The 20,815-nt window shown below is 61.8% G+C and carries 20 protein-coding genes; 16 read left to right on the top strand and 4 right to left on the bottom strand.

The genetic code is table 11. The annotated features are described in order from the left end of the window. The first annotated feature begins 69 nt into the window (after positions 1-69). Positions 70-1,053: an NAD-dependent epimerase/dehydratase family protein gene (locus ACODTO_RS20860; RefSeq protein WP_489106992.1), complete on the top strand. Its 984-nt coding sequence runs from the start codon at positions 70-72 to the stop codon at positions 1,051-1,053. Positions 1,054-1,160: 107 nt separating this feature from the next. Then, on the top strand, positions 1,161-2,042 hold the full coding sequence (locus tag ACODTO_RS20855; RefSeq protein WP_139647646.1) for an ATPase: 882 nt from the start codon (positions 1,161-1,163) through the stop codon (positions 2,040-2,042). Positions 2,043-2,458: 416 nt separating this feature from the next. On the opposite strand, the gene rapA is transcribed toward ACODTO_RS20855, so the two are convergent. Next, the gene (gene rapA / locus ACODTO_RS20850; protein ID WP_489106991.1) at positions 2,459-5,305 is read right to left on the bottom strand and encodes an RNA polymerase-associated protein RapA; all 2,847 of its coding nucleotides are present in this window, start codon (positions 5,303-5,305) and stop codon (positions 2,459-2,461) included. Positions 5,306-5,552: 247 nt separating this feature from the next. Between rapA and ACODTO_RS20845 the strand changes: the two genes are divergently transcribed. The 3 genes from ACODTO_RS20845 to ccoM all read left to right on the top strand — a co-directional run bounded on the left by ACODTO_RS20845 (position 5,553) and on the right by ccoM (position 6,412). Further along, positions 5,553-5,894, top strand: coding sequence for an aspartate-semialdehyde dehydrogenase (locus ACODTO_RS20845; RefSeq protein ID WP_139647650.1), 342 nt, complete (start codon positions 5,553-5,555; stop codon positions 5,892-5,894). A 95-nt stretch (positions 5,895-5,989) separates the two neighbouring features. Beyond that, positions 5,990-6,151: a hypothetical protein gene (locus ACODTO_RS20840; RefSeq protein ID WP_175363744.1), complete on the top strand. Its 162-nt coding sequence runs from the start codon at positions 5,990-5,992 to the stop codon at positions 6,149-6,151. Between the two features lie 144 nt (positions 6,152-6,295). Continuing rightward, on the top strand, positions 6,296-6,412 hold the full coding sequence (gene ccoM / locus ACODTO_RS20835; protein WP_047701837.1) for a cytochrome c oxidase subunit CcoM: 117 nt from the start codon (positions 6,296-6,298) through the stop codon (positions 6,410-6,412). Positions 6,413-6,714: 302 nt separating this feature from the next. On the opposite strand, the gene ACODTO_RS20830 is transcribed toward ccoM, so the two are convergent. Both ACODTO_RS20830 and ACODTO_RS20825 read right to left on the bottom strand, forming a co-directional pair. Then, entirely contained in the window at positions 6,715-8,190 is a 1,476-nt protein-coding gene (locus ACODTO_RS20830; protein WP_139647652.1) for an inorganic phosphate transporter, read from the bottom strand. A gap of 355 nt (positions 8,191-8,545) precedes the next feature. After that, entirely contained in the window at positions 8,546-8,746 is a 201-nt protein-coding gene (locus ACODTO_RS20825) for a hypothetical protein (protein WP_080686273.1), read from the bottom strand. Between the two features lie 560 nt (positions 8,747-9,306). Here ACODTO_RS20825 and pcaR point away from each other — a divergent pair. The 11 genes from pcaR (at position 9,307) to pcaC (ending at position 20,192) form a co-directional block, all read left to right on the top strand. After that, on the top strand, positions 9,307-10,149 hold the full coding sequence (gene pcaR / locus ACODTO_RS20820; RefSeq protein WP_024780244.1) for a pca regulon transcriptional regulator PcaR: 843 nt from the start codon (positions 9,307-9,309) through the stop codon (positions 10,147-10,149). A gap of 136 nt (positions 10,150-10,285) precedes the next feature. After that, complete coding sequence (pcaK, locus tag ACODTO_RS20815; RefSeq protein WP_139647655.1) at positions 10,286-11,632, top strand: 4-hydroxybenzoate transporter PcaK; 1,347 nt, start codon at positions 10,286-10,288, stop codon at positions 11,630-11,632. A 289-nt stretch (positions 11,633-11,921) separates the two neighbouring features. After that, positions 11,922-12,782 carry a CoA transferase subunit A gene (locus ACODTO_RS20810; protein WP_139647657.1) on the top strand — a complete coding sequence of 287 codons (861 nt, stop codon included), beginning with the start codon at positions 11,922-11,924 and terminating at the stop codon, positions 12,780-12,782. After that, positions 12,779-13,558, top strand: a complete 780-nt coding sequence (locus tag ACODTO_RS20805) for a CoA-transferase subunit beta (RefSeq protein WP_175386820.1) — start codon at positions 12,779-12,781, stop codon at positions 13,556-13,558. Before ACODTO_RS20810 ends, ACODTO_RS20805 begins: the two co-directional genes overlap by 4 nt. Further along, the gene (pcaF, locus tag ACODTO_RS20800; RefSeq protein ID WP_489107000.1) at positions 13,555-14,760 is read left to right on the top strand and encodes a 3-oxoadipyl-CoA thiolase; all 1,206 of its coding nucleotides are present in this window, start codon (positions 13,555-13,557) and stop codon (positions 14,758-14,760) included. The genes ACODTO_RS20805 and pcaF overlap by 4 nt, the downstream gene beginning before the upstream one ends. A 38-nt stretch (positions 14,761-14,798) precedes the next feature. Continuing rightward, positions 14,799-15,503, top strand: coding sequence for a protocatechuate 3,4-dioxygenase subunit beta (gene pcaH, locus ACODTO_RS20795; RefSeq protein ID WP_489106990.1), 705 nt, complete (start codon positions 14,799-14,801; stop codon positions 15,501-15,503). 1 nt (position 15,504) lies between these two features. Further along, on the top strand, positions 15,505-16,071 hold the full coding sequence (pcaG, locus tag ACODTO_RS20790; protein WP_489106989.1) for a protocatechuate 3,4-dioxygenase subunit alpha: 567 nt from the start codon (positions 15,505-15,507) through the stop codon (positions 16,069-16,071). Positions 16,072-16,257: 186 nt separating this feature from the next. Continuing rightward, on the top strand, positions 16,258-17,553 hold the full coding sequence (locus ACODTO_RS20785; RefSeq protein WP_489106988.1) for an MFS family transporter: 1,296 nt from the start codon (positions 16,258-16,260) through the stop codon (positions 17,551-17,553). A gap of 58 nt (positions 17,554-17,611) precedes the next feature. Next, positions 17,612-18,976 (top strand): 3-carboxy-cis,cis-muconate cycloisomerase, encoded by a 1,365-nt coding sequence (locus ACODTO_RS20780; RefSeq protein WP_139647666.1) that lies wholly within the window; start codon positions 17,612-17,614, stop codon positions 18,974-18,976. Between the two features lie 12 nt (positions 18,977-18,988). Beyond that, a complete protein-coding gene (pcaD, locus tag ACODTO_RS20775; protein WP_139647668.1) occupies positions 18,989-19,789 on the top strand; it encodes a 3-oxoadipate enol-lactonase in 801 nt (266 codons plus the stop codon). Positions 19,790-19,799: 10 nt separating this feature from the next. Further along, positions 19,800-20,192 carry a 4-carboxymuconolactone decarboxylase gene (gene pcaC, locus ACODTO_RS20770; RefSeq protein ID WP_041021408.1) on the top strand — a complete coding sequence of 131 codons (393 nt, stop codon included), beginning with the start codon at positions 19,800-19,802 and terminating at the stop codon, positions 20,190-20,192. 330 nt (positions 20,193-20,522) lie between these two features. Here pcaC and ACODTO_RS20765 read toward each other — a convergent pair. After that, positions 20,523-20,815: OprD family outer membrane porin (locus ACODTO_RS20765; protein WP_175386815.1), on the bottom strand; the 293-nt coding region annotated here is incomplete at its 5' end.

Genomic DNA, 20,815 nt, shown 5'->3' with positions numbered 1-20,815 from the left:
CGCAAGCGGCGTACAGATTAATTGGCCGTGGCGGCTCGATGCCCGCCACTGCACGGGTTGGGAGCATTCATGAAAATTCTGGTTACCGGCGCAAGCGGCTTCATCGGCGGGCGCTTTGCGCGTTTCGCCCTTGAGCAGGGCCTGGATGTACGGGTCAACGGACGCCGGGGCGAGAGCGTGGAGCACCTGGTGCGTCGCGGTGCGCAATTCGTCCCGGGGGATCTGAGTGATCCGCTGTTGGCCCGTGATCTGTGCCTGGACGTCGACGCCGTGGTGCACTGCGCCGGTTCCGTGGGGTTGTGGGGCCGCTATCAGGATTTTCATCAGGGTAACGTCCAGCTCACGGAAAACGTTGTCGAGGCCTGCCTCAAGCAAAAGGTCCGGCGCCTGGTGCACTTGTCGTCACCCTCGATCTATTTCGACGGTCGTGACCACTTAGGGCTGACCGAAGAGCAGGTGCCCAAGCGCTTCGGGCATCCCTATGCCGCCACCAAGTACCTGGCCGAGCAGAAAGTCTTCGGCGCCCAGGAGTTCGGTCTTGAAGTGCTGGCGCTGCGACCGCGTTTCGTGACCGGTGCTGGCGACATGAGCATCTTCCCGCGCCTGTTGAACATGCAGCGCAAGGGGCGGTTGGCGATTGTCGGCAATGGTTTGAACAAGGTCGACTTCACCAGCGTGCACAACCTCAACGAGGTGCTGCTCAGCAGTCTGCTGGCCACCGGTTCAGCCTTGGGCAAGGCCTACAACATCAGCAATGGGGCGCCGATTCCGCTGTGGGACGTGGTCAACTATGTGATGCGGCAGATGGACGTCCCGCAGGTCAGGCGTTACCGTTCCTACGGGCTGGCCTACAGCATGGCCGCGTTGAACGAAGGGGCCTGCAAGGTGTGGCCGGGCCGGCCCGAACCGACGCTGTCGCGCCTGGGGATGCAGGTCATGAACAAAAATTTCACCCTCGACATCAGCCGGGCCCGGCATTATCTCGATTACGATCCGAAGGTCAGCCTGTGGACCGCTCTCGATGAGTTCTGCACCTGGTGGAAAGCCCGCTGATCGGTCCGTCATGAACCGAGTGCCGGGTTCGGGGTCAATCGGTGCGGCGGGCGAGGGGGTTATACTCGGCGCATCAAGCCATTACTGGTTTTTCAAAGGTTGAATCCATGCCCACGCGTAATGATGAACACGACGACTTCGACGATGTACCGAGCCTGCGGATGCGTGCCGACATCCCCGATGACGATGACTTCCTGCCCAACCGTCAGCCTCATGTGCAAGCGCGTCCGACGCCCGTGGCGGCAGCCAGGGTCAAGGGGGCCAGCACTGGGCCGCTGTGGGCGCTGGTTGGCGCGTTGCTGTGTGCGTTCGGTTTCCTGGCCTGGTGGAGCTTCCAGCAGATTTCCCTGATGGAGCAGCAGTTGGTGGCGACCCAGGAAAGTTTCGCGCGGATCAGTGAGGACGCGGCGGGACGCTTGCAGGACATTTCCGGCAAGGTGGTGGCCGGTCAGTCCAATGTCATGAGCGACAGTGAAGCCTTGAAGCTGCAGGTCAAGCAGTTGGACAACAAGCTGCAAGACCAGGCCCGGCTCTTCGAAAGCAAGTTGCAAGAGCAGTACAAACAACAGCAAGCCACGTTCGGTCCATCCGCCGACCTGGACAAGGAGCTGGCCCAGCTTATTGCCCAGGCCACTGAACAGCAGAACGCCACGACTCAGCTGCAAGCTTCCAATAAGGAGCTCCAAGCCCAGCTCAAGACGCTGGCGGCTGAAGTGACCACGCTGAAGAACCAGGGTGAAGGCGGCGTGCTCGATGCCCAGCTCAAGAGCATCGGTGCCGACATCACCGCCCTGAAAAGGAATAACCAGAACCCTGCCATCGAACGCTTGGAGCAGGAGATGATGGTGCTCAAGAGCCAGCAGGATAACCGCTCGGGCGGCGGCACGGCCGAGTTCGATGCCTTCCGCGGCCAGGTCACCCGCAACATCAATACGCTGCAAGCGCAGATCCAGAACCTGCAACAGCAACTCAGCGCTCGGGGGCAGTGACGGGTTTTTTTGGTGCTTGCTGTTCGGCGCTGTTCCCTGCGGGATAAGCAGCATTTGTATACGCCGCAATCCCTGTGGGAGCGAGCCTGCTCGCGATGGCGTCAGTCCAGCCAATATTCCATGACTGACCCACCGCTATCGCGAGCAAGCCTGCTCCCACAGCGTTTCGGGGATGTTTGTGAAAGGTGGGCTCGGCGCACAAAAAAGGCCCGCAGCGCTGCGTAATGCCAGTCAGTTAAGCCACAAACCTGTGGGAGCAAAGCTTGCTCGCGATTGCGGTAGGTCAGTCAGCAACAATGTTGACGGGTCCATCGCTATCGCGAGCAAGCTTTACTCCCACAGGCGTTGCGCCGTTTGATCCTTAACTGACTGGCATTACGCAGCGCTGCGGGCCTTTTTTGTGTTGCCAGGGCTGATCAGCCCGCCACCAACACCCGGATCGCTTCCAGGCGCAGCGCAGCTTTTTCCAGCATCGCCAGGCCTTGTTCGCGCTGTTGGCGCAGGGCCATCAGTTCGCTGTCGCGCACGGTCGGGTTGACGGCTTGCAGCGCGGTCAGGCGGGCCAGTTCCTCGTCAGTATCGGCCGCCAGGCGGCGCTGGGCTTCGGCCACGCGCTCGGCGTGCCGTGGGGCGATCTTCTCTTCACCGGCATTGATGCGCGGGGTGAGCTGGTCACGCTGGGCCTGGATGAACTTGTTGGCACTGGCGCGCGGTACGCTCTCGAGCTGGTCGTTCAAGGTCTCGAACGAAACCCGGGCCGCCAGATCGTTACCGTTGGTGTCCAGCAGGCAGCGCAGGGCGGCCGGTGGCAGGTAACGGCCGAGTTGCAGCGCACGCGGGGCAACCACTTCACTGACGTAAAGCAGTTCCAGCAGCACGGTGCCGGGCTTGAGGGCCTTGTTCTTGATCAGCGCCACGGCCGTGTTGCCCATGGAGCCGGACAGCACCAGGTCCATGCCGCCTTGCACCATCGGGTGTTCCCAGGTGATGAATTGCATGTCCTCGCGGGACAGCGCCTGGTTGCGGTCATAGGTGATAGTCACGCCTTCGTCGTCGCCCAGCGGGAAGCTGGCATCGAGCATTTTTTCGCTTGGCTTGAGAATCAGCGCGTTGTCCGAATGGTCCTCGCTGTCGATGCCGAAGGCGTCGAACAGGGTTTCCATGTAGATCGGCAGGGCGAACTGATCGTCTTGTTCAAGAATGGCTTCCACCAGTGCGTCGCCTTCACCGGCGCCGCCAGAGTTGAGCTCCAGCAAACGGTCGCGACCGGTGTGCAGCTCGGTCTCCAGGCGCTCGCGTTCGGTGCGGGCCTCGTCGATCAGCGCTTGCCATTGGCCATCGTCGGCCTCGTCCAGCAAGGGCAGCAGGCGTGGGCCGAACTGATGCTGCAAGGCGTTGCCGGTCGGGCAGGTGTTGAGGAAGGCGTTCAACGCCTCGTGGTACCACTGGTACAGCCGCTCCTGTGGACTGGTTTCCAGGTACGGCACGTGCAACTCGATGGTGTGCTTTTGCCCGATTCGGTCCAGACGGCCGATCCGCTGTTCCAGCAGGTCCGGGTGAGAGGGCAGGTCGAACAGCACCAGGTGATGAGCGAACTGGAAGTTGCGCCCCTCGCTGCCGATTTCCGAGCAGATCAGCACTTGTGCGCCAAACTCTTCGTCGGCGAAATACGCAGCGGCACGGTCTCGCTCGAGGATGTTCATGCCTTCGTGGAACACGGTGGCCGGGATGCCGGAGCGCACGCGCAAGGCATCTTCCAGGTCCATGGCGGTTTCGGCATGAGCACAGATCACCAGTACCTTGGTGCGCTTGAGCATTTTCAGTTGGTCGATCAGCCATTCGACACGTGGGTCGAATTTCCACCAGCGTTCTTCTTCGCTGGCGTCCGGCTGGGCCTGGAAGCTGACTTCCGGATACAGCTCGGCATGATCGCCCAGGGGCAGCTCGAGGTATTCGTCCGGGCACGGCAGTGGATAGGCGTGCAGTTTGCGTTCCGGGAAGCCCTGTACGGCGGCACGGGTATTGCGAAACAGCACGCGGCCAGTGCCGTGGCGGTCCAGCAGCTCGCGAACCAGACGGGCGCTGGCTTCGCTGTCGCCATCGTTGACGGCGGTCAGCAGCGCTTCGCCTTCATTGCCCAGGAAACCGTGGATAGTCTTGTGGGCTTCGGGCGAGAGGCGGCCCTTGTCCAGCAGCTCCTGCACGGCCTCGGCCACCGGGCGGTAGTTTTCGCTCTCGGCGCGGAAGGCCTTGAGATCGTGGAAGCGGTTCGGGTCCAGCAGGCGCAGGCGGGCGAAGTGACTGTCCTGGCCCAACTGTTCCGGGGTTGCGGTCAGCAGCAGTACGCCCGGGATCGTCTCGGCAAGCTGTTCGACCAGCGCGTACTGCGGGCTGACCTGATCTTCGTGCCACACCAGGTGATGGGCTTCGTCGACCACCATCAGGTCCCAGCCGGCGGCGAACAGCGCGTCCTGGGCCTTCTCGTCGTCCACCAGCCATTCCAGCGCCACCAGCGCCAGTTGCGTGTCTTCGAACGGGTTGCTCGCATCGCTTTCGATGAAGCGTTCTTCATCGAACAGGGCGACTTGCAGGTTGAAGCGCCGGCGCATTTCCACCAGCCACTGGTGCTGAAGGTTTTCCGGGACCAGGATCAATATGCGGCTGGCGCGTCCGGACAACAGCTGGCGGTGGATGACCAGGCCGGCTTCGATGGTCTTGCCCAACCCCACTTCGTCCGCCAGCAGTACCCGCGGTGCAATGCGGTCGGCCACTTCCCGGGCAATGTGCAACTGGTGGGCGATGGGCTGGGCCCGAACACCACCCAGGCCCCAGAGCGGGGACTGCAACTGGCGGCTGGTGTGTTCCAGAGTGTGGTAACGCAGGGAGAACCAGGCCAGCGGGTCGATCTGGCCGGCGAACAGACGGTCGCTGGCCAGGCGGAACTGGATGAAGTTCGACAGCTGGGTTTCCGGCAGGGTGACGACTTCGTTCTGCCCGTTGAGGCCGTGATAGACCAGCAGCCCGTCGACATCATCGACTTCGCGCACGGTCATTTTCCAACCTTCGAAGTGAGTGATCACGTCGCCCGGTGAAAACCGTACACGTGTAAGAGGCGCATTCCGTAGCGCGTACTGGCGGGTGTCGCCAGTGGCCGGGTAGAGCACGGTCAACAAGCGGCCGTCCTGTGCCAGAACGGTGCCTAAACCCAGCTCGGCTTCGCTGTCACTGATCCAGCGTTGCCCCGGTTGATACTGCTGCGCCATGCTGCCTGACTCCCGCCTTGAAAAAGCCGATTATCTTAACGGAATGATCCCGTAGACCAAAGGAATTACGCACATAACGGGCTGTTATGAGCGCCGTTCCTTCGACCGGCGCGATGGAACTTCAGCGGGTTTGGCGATCAAACAGGCTTGTGCCTGCCTTGCATTAATGCCAACCGGGTCACAAGTTTCGGACCAGTGGTTCAAGCAGCCTGCGCCGCGGCCGATAACCTGATGACAGGAGATTTCTATGTTGCTACCCACGCTCCCTTTGAGCGCCGTACCCATCACCGCACAACAGGATCCAGTCCGCCAGCGACCGGACATCCCGCCCGTGGCCCCGGTACAGCAAACCTCCAGCGAAAGCACCATCGACCTGCAAAAGCGCGATCCGGAAGAGGCTGCGCTGTTGCTGCGCGAGGAACAGCGTCGCCAGCAGGAGCGCGACAGGCGTCGTCGCGAAGCCGATGAAGACCCCGAGGAACACCTGGCCATACCGGGGACCGAACTCAACGCCGACAACACCGTGCCGGTGAAACCCCTGATTGACGATGAGGCGCGCCAGGGCCTGTGGGTCGATATCCAGATCTGATTTCCGATGTTTGCCCACGCACGCAGGCTGGTCAACGCAGCCAACAGCCCCCATCATGAGCACATTCGCACTTCACTGCATGATGCCGACACGCCATGAGCCAAGACGACAAACTGATTGACCTGAGCGCTGAGCGCGCCAAGCGCGTTCATGACCTCAACGAAAAACGCCTCAATGAAGTCCGCCAGGCATTCGAGCAGGCCATGCCCCTGGGCAAGGCCAAGAAAAAGCCGAAGAACAAACCGAAGAAGCGTTGACGCCCCCTCGATCCATTCAGTGGATCAGTTATTTCCCTCCTTTTCGCTCGGTCGCGAGCGTTATTGACCCCGGTCAATGTTCATCCCGGTTCGATTGGTTAATGTGGCTCCAACACAACAGGAGCAGGACCAAGGAGGCCAATCATGTTTTTCGATAATGTGGTGTTTGCCGGAATGTTAACGGTCGGCTTCATGTTCGTATTCTTCGCTGTTTTTGGATTATTCATCTGGAAAGACGCCCATAAGCGCAAAAAACCGTAGGTCTTTCCAGCTGTAACGAGCACGCAAGGCATTTTGGGCGACTTCGGTCGCCCTTTTTTTTTGTGCCAGATTCTTGCCCATACACCGAAGCCCTGTTCGAGCCTGTGGGAGCAAAGCTTGCTCGCGATGAATTGAAACACGGTCTGTAAATCGAGGTGCCTTCGTCGCGAGCAAGCTTTGCTCCCACAGGCTTTGCTCCCACAGGCTTTGCTCCCACAGGTTTGCTCCCACAGGGCCAGTTTTCCGGGCATAAAAAAAGGTGCGATCCGCAAGGATTGCACCTTTTTTGTGAGCTGCTGGAATCAGCTGCCCAGGGCCTTGGAAGCCAACCAGAACAACCCGGCCGAGAGCGCCACCGTCGCCGGCAGGGTCAGCACCCAGGCCAGCAGGATGTTGCGTACCGTGCCGCCTTGCAGGCCGCTCTTGTTGGCGATCATGGTGCCGGCCACGCCGGAAGACAGCACGTGGGTGGTGGATACCGGCAGGCTGAAGACGTTGGCCAGGCCGATCATGCACGCGGTGGTGATCTGCGCCGACATGCCCTGGGCGTAGGTCATGCCCTGCTTGCCGATTTTCTCGCCGATGGTCAGCACCACACGCTTCCAGCCAACCATGGTGCCCAGGCCCAGCGCCAGGGCGACGGCCAGGATCACCCAGAACGGGGCGTATTCGGTGGTGGCGGTCAGGTCCTTGCGCAGCTTGTTCAGGTCGTCTTTTTCACGGGCTGCCAGGTTTGGCAGCTTGCCGACCTTCTTGGCCGTGTCGTCCAGGCAGAGCAGGTAGCGACGAATCTCGATGCGGCTTTCCGACGGCAGCGAATGGTAGTCGGCCACGCCTTTGAGGGTGTCGAGCAGCGCATTGATGGTGGGTTCGGTCTGCTGCGGGTTGCAACGGAATTTCTCCGGCAGATCGCCCGGCACGCTTTTGCCCAGCGCCAGGTATTCACCCAGGGATTCGCTGTTGCGCTGGTAGAACTGGCTCAGGTGCAGGGTCGCGTCACGGGTGCGCTCGATCTGGTAGGTGGTACTGCTCAGGTCGAGTACGAACTGCGCGGGCACGATACCGATCAGTACCAGCATGATGAGGCCGATGCCTTTCTGGCCGTCGTTGGAGCCGTGGACGAAGCTGACGGCCATGGCCGAAATCACCAGCACCAGGCGATTCCAGAACGGAGGGTGCTTCTTGTCGTCGATCTTGCGGCGCTGTTCCGGTGTCTTGTGCATCTTCGACAGCGGACGCCACCATTTCAGGCCGATCAGCACCAGGGCTGCAACCAGGAAGCCGGCCATGGGGGAGAACACCAGGGAGGCGCCGATATCGATCGCCTTCTGCCAGTTCACCCCGTCGCCCAACGGGATATCGTTGATCAGCGCGTTGGCCAGGCCCACGCCGAGGATCGAACCGATCAACGTATGGGAACTGGACGCCGGGATACCGAAGTACCAAGTACCCAGGTTCCAGGTGATGGCCGCAGCGAGCAGCGAAAATACCATCGCCAGCCCGTGTCCTGTGTTCACGTTGATCAGCAGCTCCACGGGCAACAGGTGGACGATGGCATACGCCACGCCAACGCCGCCCAGCAGCACGCCGAGGAAGTTGAACACCCCGGAAAAGAACACCGCCAGGTGCGGCGGCATCGCCTTGGTGTAGATAACAGTGGCAACCGCGTTAGCGGTGTCATGAAAGCCGTTGATGAACTCGAAGGCGAGGACAAAAGCCAGGGCGAGCAAGAGGCTCACAAGCACCCAAGCATCCAGTCCGCTGAATAAATCGATCATGAAGGTTTTCTGACCCGGTCATAAGGGGGCGCGATTATGCCAGAAAACCTCATTGATCGATGCATTGCCTGCTCATCGGTAACATTCTTCAACGAAATAATTTGTAGGAAACCCTCCGGGAGCAGGTTTTCCAAGGGCTGCGCAACCCATTGATTCCGGGGGTTAAAAGCCAGGCGAGCAAGAGACGCCAAGGCTGGGCAGGGGGCCAGGAATTTGTATGAAATATCTGAAAAGAAGGTCAGTCACGGCTTCATCCAGCCCATGGCGGAAGGAGAGGGCGGCCCGCTCATGACGGGCGTCCAGCCGCGGTGTCCGGTCTGGGTGGCGACCGGATACCGTTTTCAAGGAAAGCGTGTCATCGCTCTTCGGGCCTGAGTTCCTTTTCCATTTTCTGAAGTTCCTGGGAAAAGGCCTGGTCCTGAACAGTGGCGCGTTTACGCCAGGGTTTGCGTTCCGGTTCAGGTTGTGCGGCGTAGGTGGTGACTTCCCCACCGTAAACTTCCTTGTAACGTTGTTCCTGGCGCTCAAGTTCCGCGCGCAGTTCGTCTTTCGTCACAGTATTACCTAGCAAAGTGAAATTGAATCTGGTGATACGCACTGCATGTATCCACGCAGACGGCCACGGCACCAGAGCTGACAGCTGACGTAGCATCAGGGCTTCGTGTTGTTGCCGATACAGGGGAAGCGGCCATGGGGCTTCAGGCACCTGAGGACGGAGCAGGCCAATGGGCCTTACCGTCGCTGAGTTGCATTATAGCGGTCCACCCGAAGAACACTATCGGGAAATATTTAAAGGGCGGATTGTTGTGTGTACCCATATTTGCGTGTGCAACTTATGGCAATTACGTTTCAAGCAATACCACCCGTGCCGATACCCTCGCGCCGTTCAAGGCGACAAGTTCAATATTGCAACCTCGTTGTTCAAAGTCAAATGTGCCTGACGCCGCTCTTCAAACTAATTGTCGGATTCGTTGAGCGCTCGGACGATTCCGAAGGCGTCTCGTTGATTGCGATTATCGGTCGAGGGTTCGATAATCGAACGGTGTTGATGGCCAGCCCTTGTTGTTCCGCTGGCCGCCGTTTGTAATAACCCTCACTGCCGGGGAAGTACCAGACATGAACGACCAACTGCGCAACGCCTTCTCTTCAGTCGCGCCACCGATTGTCGCCTCGCCGGCCAAACGGATCCAGGCCCTGACCGGCGACCCGGACTTCATGACGTCCCTGGCCCGCGGACTGGCCGTGGTCCAGGCGTTCCAGGAGCGCAAGCGGCACCTGACCATTGCGCAGATCAGCCATCGCACCGAAATCCCCCGTGCTGCGGTCAGACGCTGCCTGCACACGTTGATCAAGCTCGGCTACGCCACCACCGACGGGCGCACCTATTCGCTGTTGCCCAAGGTGTTGACCCTCGGCCACGCCTACCTGTCGTCGACGCCGCTGGCGGTTTCTGCCCAGCCGTACCTGGATCGCATGAGCGAACAGCTGCACGAGGCCTGTAACATGGCGACGCTCGAAGGTGACGACATTCTCTATATCGCCCGGTCAGCCACCACCCAGCGGCTGATTTCCGTGGACCTGTCCGTCGGTGGACGCCTGCCGGCCTATTGCACCTCCATGGGCAGGATTCTCCTGGCGGCCCTGGATGATGCTTCGCTGCGTGACTACCTCGACCACGCCGACCTGCAGGCCAAGACCAGCCGGACATTGCACACCCCCGAGGCGCTGCTCGAATGCCTGCAGCAGGTGCGACTGCAGGGCTGGTGCATCGTCGATCAGGAATTGGAGCAGGGGCTGCGGGCCATTGCCGTTCCGGTCTATGACGCTTCCGGCCAGGTCGTGGCGGCGCTGAATGTCAGTACCCATGCCGGACGTGTCAGCCGCAGTGAACTGGAGCAGCGGTTCCTGCCCAGTCTGTTGGGGGCCAGCCGGGACCTGAGCGCGCAACTGTTCGCTTAAGCTGTTCGATAAACGCACAGAGACGTCTCGGGTGAATTGACGGTGTTTATCTGGCCTCATTAATGTCGCGGCAGCGTCATCCGGCGCGATCGGGCCCACCCATGTAGGGCCCGGCACAATAATAATGAGACAGACGATGAACCAGCCCCAGACCTCCGTAGGCCATTGCCTCGACGTGCAGTCCTTCATCAACGGACAACCCATTTCGCGCTATCAGTGGCGGGTGGTGATCCTTTGTTTCCTGATTGTCTTCCTCGATGGCCTCGACACCGCGGCCATGGGCTTCATCGCCCCGGCCCTGTCCCAGGATTGGGGTATCGATCGCGCCAGCCTCGGCCCGGTCATGAGCGCGGCGCTGATCGGCATGGTCTTCGGCGCGCTGGGCTCCGGTCCGCTGGCTGACCGCTTCGGGCGAAAGGTCGTCCTGGTCGGTGCGGTCGTGCTGTTCGGTGCGTTCAGCCTGGCGTCGGCCTATAGCGCCAATGTCGAGCAATTGCTGGTGCTGCGCTTCCTGACGGGCCTGGGGTTGGGCGCAGGGATGCCGAATGCCACCACCTTGCTGTCGGAATACACCCCGGAGCGCAAGAAATCCCTGCTGGTTACCAGCATGTTCTGCGGATTCAACCTGGGGATGGCCGGCGGCGGCTTTATCTCGGCCAAACTGATCCCGACGTTCGGCTGGCACAGCTTGCTGTTGATCGGCGGGATCCTGCCATTGATCCTGGCGGTGGTGCTGCTGTTCTGGCTACCGGAGTCGGCGCGCTACCTGCTCGTGCGCAATCGTGGCACCGACAAGGTACGCAAGGCCCTGGCACCGATCGACCCAGCCACCATTGCCCAGGCGGCCAGCTTCAGTGTCCCCGAGCAGAAAACCGTGAAGGCCCGAAACGTCCTCGCGGTGATTTTCTCCGGTACCTACAGCGCCGGTACATTGTTGCTGTGGCTGACCTATTTCATGGGGCTGGTGATCGTTTACCTGTTGACCAGTTGGCTGCCGACGCTGATGCGCGACAGCGGCGCAAGCATGGAACAGGCCGCTTTCATCGGCGCGCTGTTCCAGTTGGGTGGCGTCCTGAGTGCAGTGGGCGTGGGCTGGGCGATGGATCGGTTCAATCCCCACAAGGTCATCGGCTTTTTCTACCTGATGGCCGGAATATTTGCCTACGCAGTAGGGCAGAGCCTGGGCCATATCACGTTGCTCGCGACCTTGGTGCTGGTGGCCGGCATGTGCGTCAACGGCGCGCAATCGGCGATGCCTTCCCTGGCGGCGCGTTTCTACCCGACCCAGGGCCGGGCCACGGGGGTGTCGTGGATGCTCGGCATCGGTCGTTTCGGCGCGATCCTCGGGGCCTGGATGGGGGCGACTTTGCTGGGTCTGGGCTGGAACTTCGAGCAGGTGCTGACCGCCCTGGTCATTCCTGCCGCGTTGGCGACTGCGGCCGTGGTGATCAAAGGCGTGGTCAGTCATGCGGATGCGACCTGACTCGCTGGCCTGAGCGCCTTACCCCTGTGGGAGCGAGCCTGCTCGCGATAGCCATCTATCAGTAGCGATTCTATTGCCTGATACACCGCCATCGCGAGCAGGCTCGCTCCCACCCGGAATTCATTGACCAAGTAAATCGATAGCCAAGCAACAATCCGTTCGATAAACGAACACTCAGTCGATTATCGGATTGTTTGGCTTTTTCCCGCAGCTTAATCTTCAGTCACTCCGGCGCTGAACCTCGCGCCTTTTTCTTCATATCGGTCCACTGGAAAACGGGAGCCTGCCCATGGCTGAAATCCTTTCGCTGCACGACGCGGTGAAGCAATTCGTCAACGACGGCGATACCGTCGCCCTCGAAGGCTTCACCCACTTGATCCCGACGGCGGCGGGTCATGAAATCATTCGCCAGGGCAAGAAAGACCTGACCCTGGTGCGAATGACCCCGGACCTGATCTATGACCAGCTGATCGGCGCAGGCTGTGCTCGCAAATTGATTTTCTCCTGGGGTGGCAACCCGGGCGTGGGCTCGCTGCACCGCCTGCGCGATGCCGTGGAAAAACAGTGGCCGCAGCCCCTGGAGATCGAGGAGCACAGCCACGCCGACCTGGCCAACGCCTACGTCGCCGGCGCTTCCGGCTTGCCATTCGCCGTGCTGCGGGCCTACGCCGGTTCCGACCTGCCGAAGGTCAACCCGCTGATCAAAAGCGTGACCTGCCCCTTTACCGGTGAAGTCCTGGCCGCAGTGCCTTCGGTGCGCCCCGACGTCACCGTGATCCACGCCCAGAAAGCCGACCGCAAGGGCAACGTGTTGTTGTGGGGCATCCTCGGTGTGCAGAAAGAGGCCGCCCTGGCCGCCAAGCGCTGCATCGTCACCGTGGAAGAGATCGTCGACGACCTGAACGCGCCGATGAATGCCTGCGTCCTGCCGACCTGGGCCCTGAGCGCGGTCTGCCATGTGCCCGGTGGTGCTCATCCGTCCTACGCTCATGGCTACACCGAGCGTGACAATCGTTTCTACCAGGCGTGGGACGCCATCGCCCGGGACCGTGGGGCCTTTACCGCGTGGATCGACGAATACATCCATGGCACTCGGGATTTCAGTGAATTGCAGGCCAAACTGGCAGCCGCTTCGGAGGCGAAACAATGACGTACTCCACCAACGAAATGATGACCGTTGCCGCGGCCCGTCGGTTGAAGAACAACGCCGTGTGCTTCGTCGGCATCGGCCTGCCATCGAAAGCGGCCAACCTGGCGCGGTTGACCTCGTCGCCGGACGTCGTGCTGATCTACGAGTCCGGCCCGATCGGTGCCAAGCCCAGCGTGTTGCCACTGTCCATTGGCGACGGTGAGTTGGCTGAGACGGCGGATACCGTCGTACCGACCGGTGAGATTTTCCGCTACTGGCTGCAGGGCGGACGTATCGACGTCGGTTTCCTCGGCGCGGCCCAGGTCGATCGTTTCGGCAACATCAACACCACGGTGGTGGGCAACTACCATCAGCCAAAAGTCCGTCTGCCGGGCGCCGGCGGTGCACCGGAAATCGCCGGTTCCGCCAAGAGCGTGCTGATCATCCTCAAGCAGTCGGCGCGCTCCTTCGTCGATAAGCTGGACTTCATCACCTCGGTCGGTCACGGCGAAGGCGGCGATTCGCGCAAGCGCCTGGGCCTGCCAGGTGCGGGGCCGGTGGGTATCATCACCGACCTGTGCATCATGGAGCCGGAAGCCGGTACCCATGAATTCGTGGTCACTTCACTGCACCCCGGCGTGACCCGCGAGCAAGTCATTGCGGCCACCGGGTGGGCGATCCGTTTCGCCGACCAGGTGCACACCACCGCCGAACCGACTGACGTGGAGCTGCGCGCACTGCGCGACCTGGAAGCTCGCACGGCTGCGGCCCACGGCCAGGCACCGGGAGAAGCCTGATGCGCGACGTCTATATCTGTGATGCGATTCGAACCCCCATCGGCCGCTTTGGCGGCGCACTGTCTGCCGTGCGTGCCGATGACCTGGCGGCCGTGCCGATCAAGGCATTGATGGAGCGCAACCCGTCGGTGGACTGGAGCGCGGTGGACGAGGTCTTCCTCGGTTGTGCCAACCAGGCCGGCGAAGACAACCGCAACGTGGCGCGCATGGCGCTGTTGCTGGCAGGGTTGCCGGAGAGCATTCCCGGCGTGACCCTCAACCGTCTCTGCGCTTCGGGCATGGACGCCATCGGCACGGCGTTCCGCGCCATTGCCAGTGGCGAAATGGAACTGGCCATTGCCGGCGGCGTGGAATCGATGTCCCGCGCGCCGTTCGTGATGGGCAAGGCTGATGCGGCGTTTTCCCGCAACATGAAACTGGAAGACACCACCATTGGCTGGCGCTTCATCAACCCATTGATGAAAGCCCAGTACGGCGTGGACGCAATGCCGCAGACCGCCGATAACGTGGCGGACGATTACGCGGTGTCCCGCGCCGATCAGGATGCGTTTGCCCTGCGCAGCCAGCAACGCACGGCGGCGGCCCAGGCCGCAGGATTTTTCGCCGAAGAAATCGTACCGGTGCGCATTGCCCACAAGAAAGGCGAAACCGTGGTCGAGCAGGACGAGCATCCCCGTGCCGACACCACACTGGAGGCCTTGAACAAACTCAAGCCGGTCAACGGGCCGGACAAGACCGTCACCGCCGGCAACGCCTCGGGTGTGAACGACGGTGCGGCGGCACTGATCCTGGCCTCGGCCGCAGCGGTGAAAAAACACGGCCTGACCCCCCGCGGCAAAGTGCTGGGCATGGCCAGTGCCGGCGTGGCGCCACGGGTGATGGGTATCGGCCCGGTGCCGGCGGTGCGCAAGTTGATCGGGCGCCTGGGCCTGGCGGTCGCCGATTTCGATGTGATCGAACTCAATGAAGCGTTTGCCAGCCAGGGCCTGGCGGTGCTGCGCGAACTGGGGGTGGCCGATGATGCGCCGCAGGTCAACCCGAACGGCGGCGCCATCGCGCTCGGGCATCCATTGGGGATGAGCGGGGCACGACTGGTGCTGACGGCGCTGCATCATCTGGAAAAAACCGGCGGCAAGAAAGGCTTGGCGACCATGTGTGTCGGCGTCGGCCAGGGCCTGGCATTGGCGATCGAACGCGTCTGACGCGTCGTACTACTCATAAGAAAACCGAGGAATGCTTCATGACTGACAAGCCTGGTTACCGTCGCCCCCAAGCGGGCACCCAGCCGGAGTACCTGCACCCGCCGTATCAGTCCACCAACCTGCGCTCGCCGTCCAAGCCGTTGGTGCACCTGCCTCATTCACTGTCGGAAATCACCGGCCCGACCATCGGCGCCGAGCGTGTCCAGGAGAAGGACAATGACCTGACCGCCCAGCATGCCGGCGAGCCACTGGGGGAACGGATCATCATTCACGGACGTGTGCTGGATGAGAACGGCCATCCCGTGCCGGGCATTCTGGTGGAGATCTGGCAGGCCAACGCCGCCGGTCGCTATCACCACGACCGCGACAAACACGATGCGCCGCTGGACCCGAATTTCACTGGCACCGGTCGCGCCATCACCGATGCCGACGGCTGGTACCAGTTCCAGACCATCAAGCCCGGCGCCTACCCCTGGGGCAACCACCACAATGCCTGGCGCCCGGCGCATATCCATTTCTCGTTGTTCGGACCGAGCATCCTGACGCGCCTGGTGACGCAGATGTATTTCCCCGGCGACCCGCTGCTGGCCTACGATCCGATCTACAACTGCGTGCCGGACACCAGCGCCAAGGAGCGCCTGATCGCCAGCTTCGACCTGGAAAAAACCATCCCTCACTACGCCCTCGGTTATCGCTGGGACATCGTCTTGCGCGGCCGCGACGCCACGCCGATGGAGAAATAAGATGACGCTTACCGCCACCACGTCCCATACCGTTGGCCCTTACTATCACATCGGCCTGACCTGGCTGAACCGCGAAGACATGACCGTCGCCGAAACCCTCGGCCAACGCGTGGCGATCACCGGGCAGGTGATCGACGGTAACGGCGAGTTCGTCAACGACGCGATGCTGGAAGTCTGGCAGGCCAACGCCGCTGGCAAATACGCTCACCCTGAAGATGATCAGGACAAACCCCTGGACCCGAATTTCGAAGGTTTCGGCCGGGTGCCGGTGGACGCCGAGGGGCGTTTTCGGTTCACCACCATCAAGCCGGGCACGGTGCCGGGCCTGGGCGGCACGACCCAGGCACCGCACCTGGTGGTACTGGTATTCGCCCGTGGGTTGGTCAAGCACCTGCTGACGCGTATCTACTTCGATGGCGAACCGGCCAACGAAGCCGACCCGTTGCTGGCCTGCGTCCCTGAAGAGCGTCGAGCCACTATCGTGAGCAAACCCGATGGATCGGGCGTGTACCAGTGGAATGTGATTCTTCAGGGGACGGATGCCGAGACGGTGTTCTTCGATTATTGAGTGAGTGCTCAAGATTGCATCGCGAGCAAGCTTTGCTCCCACAGTGTCGCCTCCTTGCCGGGCGAGCACGCCTCTGTGGGAGCAAGGCTTGCCCGCGATGGCGCCAGCACAGGTACCGCGAATTGAGGAACGGGACTGTTACGAAGTGTGTCTAGACTTTGTCGATTCCCCAAGAGTGAATAACCCATGACCACCTTAACCAGCCACTACACCGGCGAAGAACGCAGCAAGCGCATCTTCGCCATCGTCGGCGCCTCCTCCGGCAACCTGGTCGAATGGTTCGACTTCTACGTCTATGCGTTCTGCGCGATCTATTTCGCGCCGGCCTTCTTCCCTTCCGACAACCCCACGGTGCAACTGGTCAATACCGCCGGTGTCTTCGCCGCCGGATTCCTGATGCGGCCGATCGGCGGTTGGATTTTCGGCCGGGTGGCGGACCGTCACGGGCGCAAGAACTCGATGATGATTTCGGTGCTGATGATGTGCTTCGGCTCGTTGCTCATCGCCTGCCTGCCCACCTACAAGGACATTGGCGTCTGGGCGCCGCTGTTGCTGTTGTTCGCCCGCTTGCTGCAAGGTTTGTCGGTGGGGGGCGAATACGGCACCACCGCCACTTACATGAGCGAAGTCGCCCTCAAGGGCCAGCGTGGCTTTTTCGCTTCATTCCAGTACGTGACGTTGATCGGCGGGCAACTGCTGGCCGTATCGTTGGTGGTGATCCTGCAACAGTTCCTCAACGAAGACGAACTGCGTGCCTATGGCTGGCGGATCCCCTTCGTGGTCGGCGCCGTGGCGGCATTGATTTCCCTGTTCCTGCGCCGCTCCCTGAAGGAAACCAGCAGCAAGGAAATGCGTGAGAACAAGGACGCCGGCAGCATCGCCGCGCTGTTTCGTGACCACAAGGCCGCGTTCATCACCGTGCTGGGCTACACCGCCGGCGGTTCGCTGATTTTCTACACCTTCACCACCTACATGCAGAAATACCTGGTGAACACCGCTGGCCTGCATGCCAAGACCGCCAGTTACATCATGACCGGCGCACTGTTTCTCTACATGTGCATGCAACCCTTGTTCGGCATGCTGGCGGACAAGATCGGTCGCCGCAATTCCATGCTCTGGTTCGGCGCGTTGGGGGCTGTGTGTACGGTGCCGATCCTGCTGACCCTCAAAAGCATCAGCAGCCCGTTCCTGGCGTTCGTCCTGATTACCCTGGCACTGGCAATCGTCAGCTTCTACACCTCCATCAGCGGCCTGGTAAAAGCTGAAATGTTTCCACCCGAAGTGCGGGCGCTGGGGGTAGGGTTGGCCTACGCGGTGGCGAATGCGATTTTTGGCGGCTCGGCGGAGTACGTTGCCTTGAGTCTGAAAGCCCAGGGCATGGAAAACGCCTTTTACTGGTACGTCACGGTCATGATGGTGGTGGCGTTTCTGTTCAGCCTGCGCCTGCCGAAGCAGCCGACGTATTTGCACCACGATCTTTGAACCACTCCTTTGATTCCACCGCGACCGGCCGTGAGGCCGGCGCACCCAAGGACTGTTTATGAGCGAACGACCGGGCAATCAGCTGTTCGATGCCTACTTCACTGCCCGCGACATGCGCGAGGTGTTCTGCGATGCGGGCCGGGTGCAGGCCATGCTCGACGTCGAGGCGGCACTGGCCAGGGCCGAGGCGCGGGTAGGGCTGATCCCCCAGGACGCGGTGGCTCCCATCGAGGCTGCCTGTCACGCCCAGTTGTACGACTTTTCGGCTTTGGGCGAAGCGATTGCCAGTGCCGGCAATTCGGCGATCCCGCTGGTCAAGGCCTTGGGCAAACGCATTGCCAGCGAGCACGCCGAGGCCGAGCGGTACGTGCACCTGGGGGCCACCAGCCAGGACGTGATGGACAGTGGCCTGGTCTTGCAACTGCGCCAGGCGCTGGAACTGATCGAAGGCGAGCTGGCGCAACTGGCCGCCATCCTTGCCCGACAAGCCGAGCGCTACGCCGCCACGCCGTTGGCCGGGCGCACCTGGCTGCAGCATGCGACACCGGTGACCCTGGGCATGAAAATCGCCGGATGGCTGGGCGCGATCAGCCGCAGCCGCCAACGTCTGTCGGAGCTCAAGCCGCGCTTGCTGGTGCTGCAATTCGGCGGTGCTTCCGGAACGCTCGCCGCATTGGGTGAACAGGCGCTGCCGGTCGCCGAAGCCCTGGCCGCCGAGCTGCGACTGGGTCTGCCGGAACAGCCCTGGCACACTCAGCGCGACCGGTTGGTGGAGTTCGGCTCGGTGCTGGGCCTGATCGCCGGCAGCCTGGGCAAGCTTGGCCGCGACGTCAGCCTGTTGATGCAGACCGAGGCCGGCGAAGCGTTCGAGCCGTCGGCACCGGGCAAGGGCGGTTCGTCGACCATGCCCCACAAGCGCAACCCGGTGGGCGCGGCGGTACTGATCGGCGCGGCGACACGGGTGCCTGGCTTGTTGTCGACGTTGTTCAGTGCGATGCCCCAGGAGCATGAGCGCAGCCTGGGCCTCTGGCATGCCGAATGGGAAACCCTGCCGGAAATCTGCTGCCTGGTGTCCGGCGCCCTGCAACAGGCGCGGCTGCTGGCCGAAGGGCTGGAGGTGGATGCGGCGCGCATGGCCCGCAACCTCGAACTGACCCAGGGCCTGGTGCTGGCCGAAGCGGTGAGCATCGTCCTGGCCCAGCGTGTCGGACGGGACACCGCGCACCATCTGCTGGAGCAGTGCTGCAAGCGTGCCGTGGCCGAACAACGTCACCTGCGCGACGTGCTGGGAGACGAATCCCAGGTTTGCGCGCACCTGTCTGCTGCCGAACTCGATCATTTGCTCAACCCCGCCCATTACCTCGGCCAGGCCCAGACCTGGGTCGCCCGGGCAGTGGCCGAACACCTGGCTTTGAAGGCCTGAAAGGAGATTGTTGTGGGATTCGTCAAACTCGCCGACGGCGAACTGAACTATTGCTTTGACGGCCGGCCAGACGCGCCGGTGCTGGTGTTGTCCAACTCCCTGGGCACCGACCTGCACATGTGGGACGAGCAGATCGCGGCGTTCAGCGAGCACTTTCGCGTGCTGCGTTTCGACACCCGTGGTCACGGCCAGTCGCTGGTCACCGAAGGCCCCTACAGCATCGAGCAATTGGGCCGCGATGTGCTGGCGATGCTCGACGCGCTGGACATCGACAAGGTGCACTTCTGCGGGCTGTCCATGGGCGGTCTGATCGGCCAATGGCTGGGCATCAATGCCGGCGAGCGACTGCACAAGTTGGTGGTGTGCAACACTGCGGCCAAGATCGGTGATCCGTCGATGTGGAACCCGCGCATCGAAACCGTGCTGCGTGACGGCAAGGCGGCCATGGTGGCGCTGCGCGATGCCTCGATTGCCCGCTGGTTCACCCCTGAATTCGCCCAGGCCAACCCGGACACGGCGAGGAAAATCACCGACATGCTCGCCGCCACCTCGCCCCAGGGGTATGCCGCCAACTGCGCCGCGGTGCGCGATGCCGATTTTCGCGATCAATTGTCCTCTATCCGTGTGCCGCTGTTGGTGGTGGCCGGTATCGAAGATGCAGTGACGCCGCCGTCGGGCGGGCATTTTATCCAGGAGCGGGTCAGCGGGGCGCAGTATGCCGAGTTCCATGCCGCGCACCTGTCCAACGTCCAGGCCGGCGCTGCGTTCAGCGAGCGGGTGCTGGATTTCCTGCTTGATTCCAGTCGCGCCTGAGGAGTTTTTTGTGGACGAGAAACAACGCTACGACGAAGGCATGCAAGTCCGCCGCGCGGTGCTGGGCGATGCCCATGTGGATCGCAGCCTCAATGCTTTGACCGAATTCAACAGCGAATTCCAGGAGATGATCACCCGTCACGCCTGGGGCGACATCTGGACCCGTCCGGGCCTGCCGCGCCACACCCGCAGCCTGATCACCATCGCCATGCTGATCGGCATGAACCGCAACGAAGAGCTCAAGCTACACCTGCGCGCCGCGGCCAACAATGGCGTGAGCCGTGGCGAGATCAAGGAAGTGATCATGCAGAGCGCCATCTACTGCGGCATTCCTGCCGCCAACGCCACGTTCCACCTGGCCGAGTCGGTGTGGGACGAGTTGGGCGTCGAGTCCCGAGAGTAGGCTCATCGTAATCCCGGTGGGGCAGTCGATGAAGATGTTGAATGTGCCACCGCCATCGCGAGCAGGCTCGCTCCCACAGTGGTTCAGTGCAGTATGCAGATTCTGCGTACACCGCAAATCCCCTGTGGGAGCGAGCCTGCTCGCGATAGCGGTGGGTCAGCTTGCATAGAGGTTGGATGTACCGCCGCCATCGCGAGCAAGCTCGGCTCCCACAGTGGTTTGGCGTCGCGTTCAGATTCTGCGTACACCGCACATCCTCTGTGGGAGCGAGCCTGCTCGCGATAGCGGTGGGTCAGCCGCCACCTGAACGACAGACCCACCCCAGCCGCCTTACAACAAACTCATCGGATAGCTGACAATCAACCGGTTCTCATCGAACTCGTTGGTGCTGAAGTCCCGCCGCAGCGTCGAGTTGCGCCATTTCACATTGAGGTTCTTCAACGCACCGCTCTGCACGGTGTACGCCAGTTCGCTTTCACGACCCCATTCCTTGCCGTCGTCCACCGTGGCGGTGTGCACGTTGTCACCGCTGATGTAGCGGTTCATCAGGGTCAGGCCCGGCACGCCAACGGCGGCGAAGTTGAAGTCGTGGCGCACTTGCCAGGATTTTTCCTTGGCGTTGT

The organism is Pseudomonas sp. FG13 (genome assembly GCF_057809755.1).
This window is presented reverse-complemented; position numbering and strand designations above follow the sequence as displayed.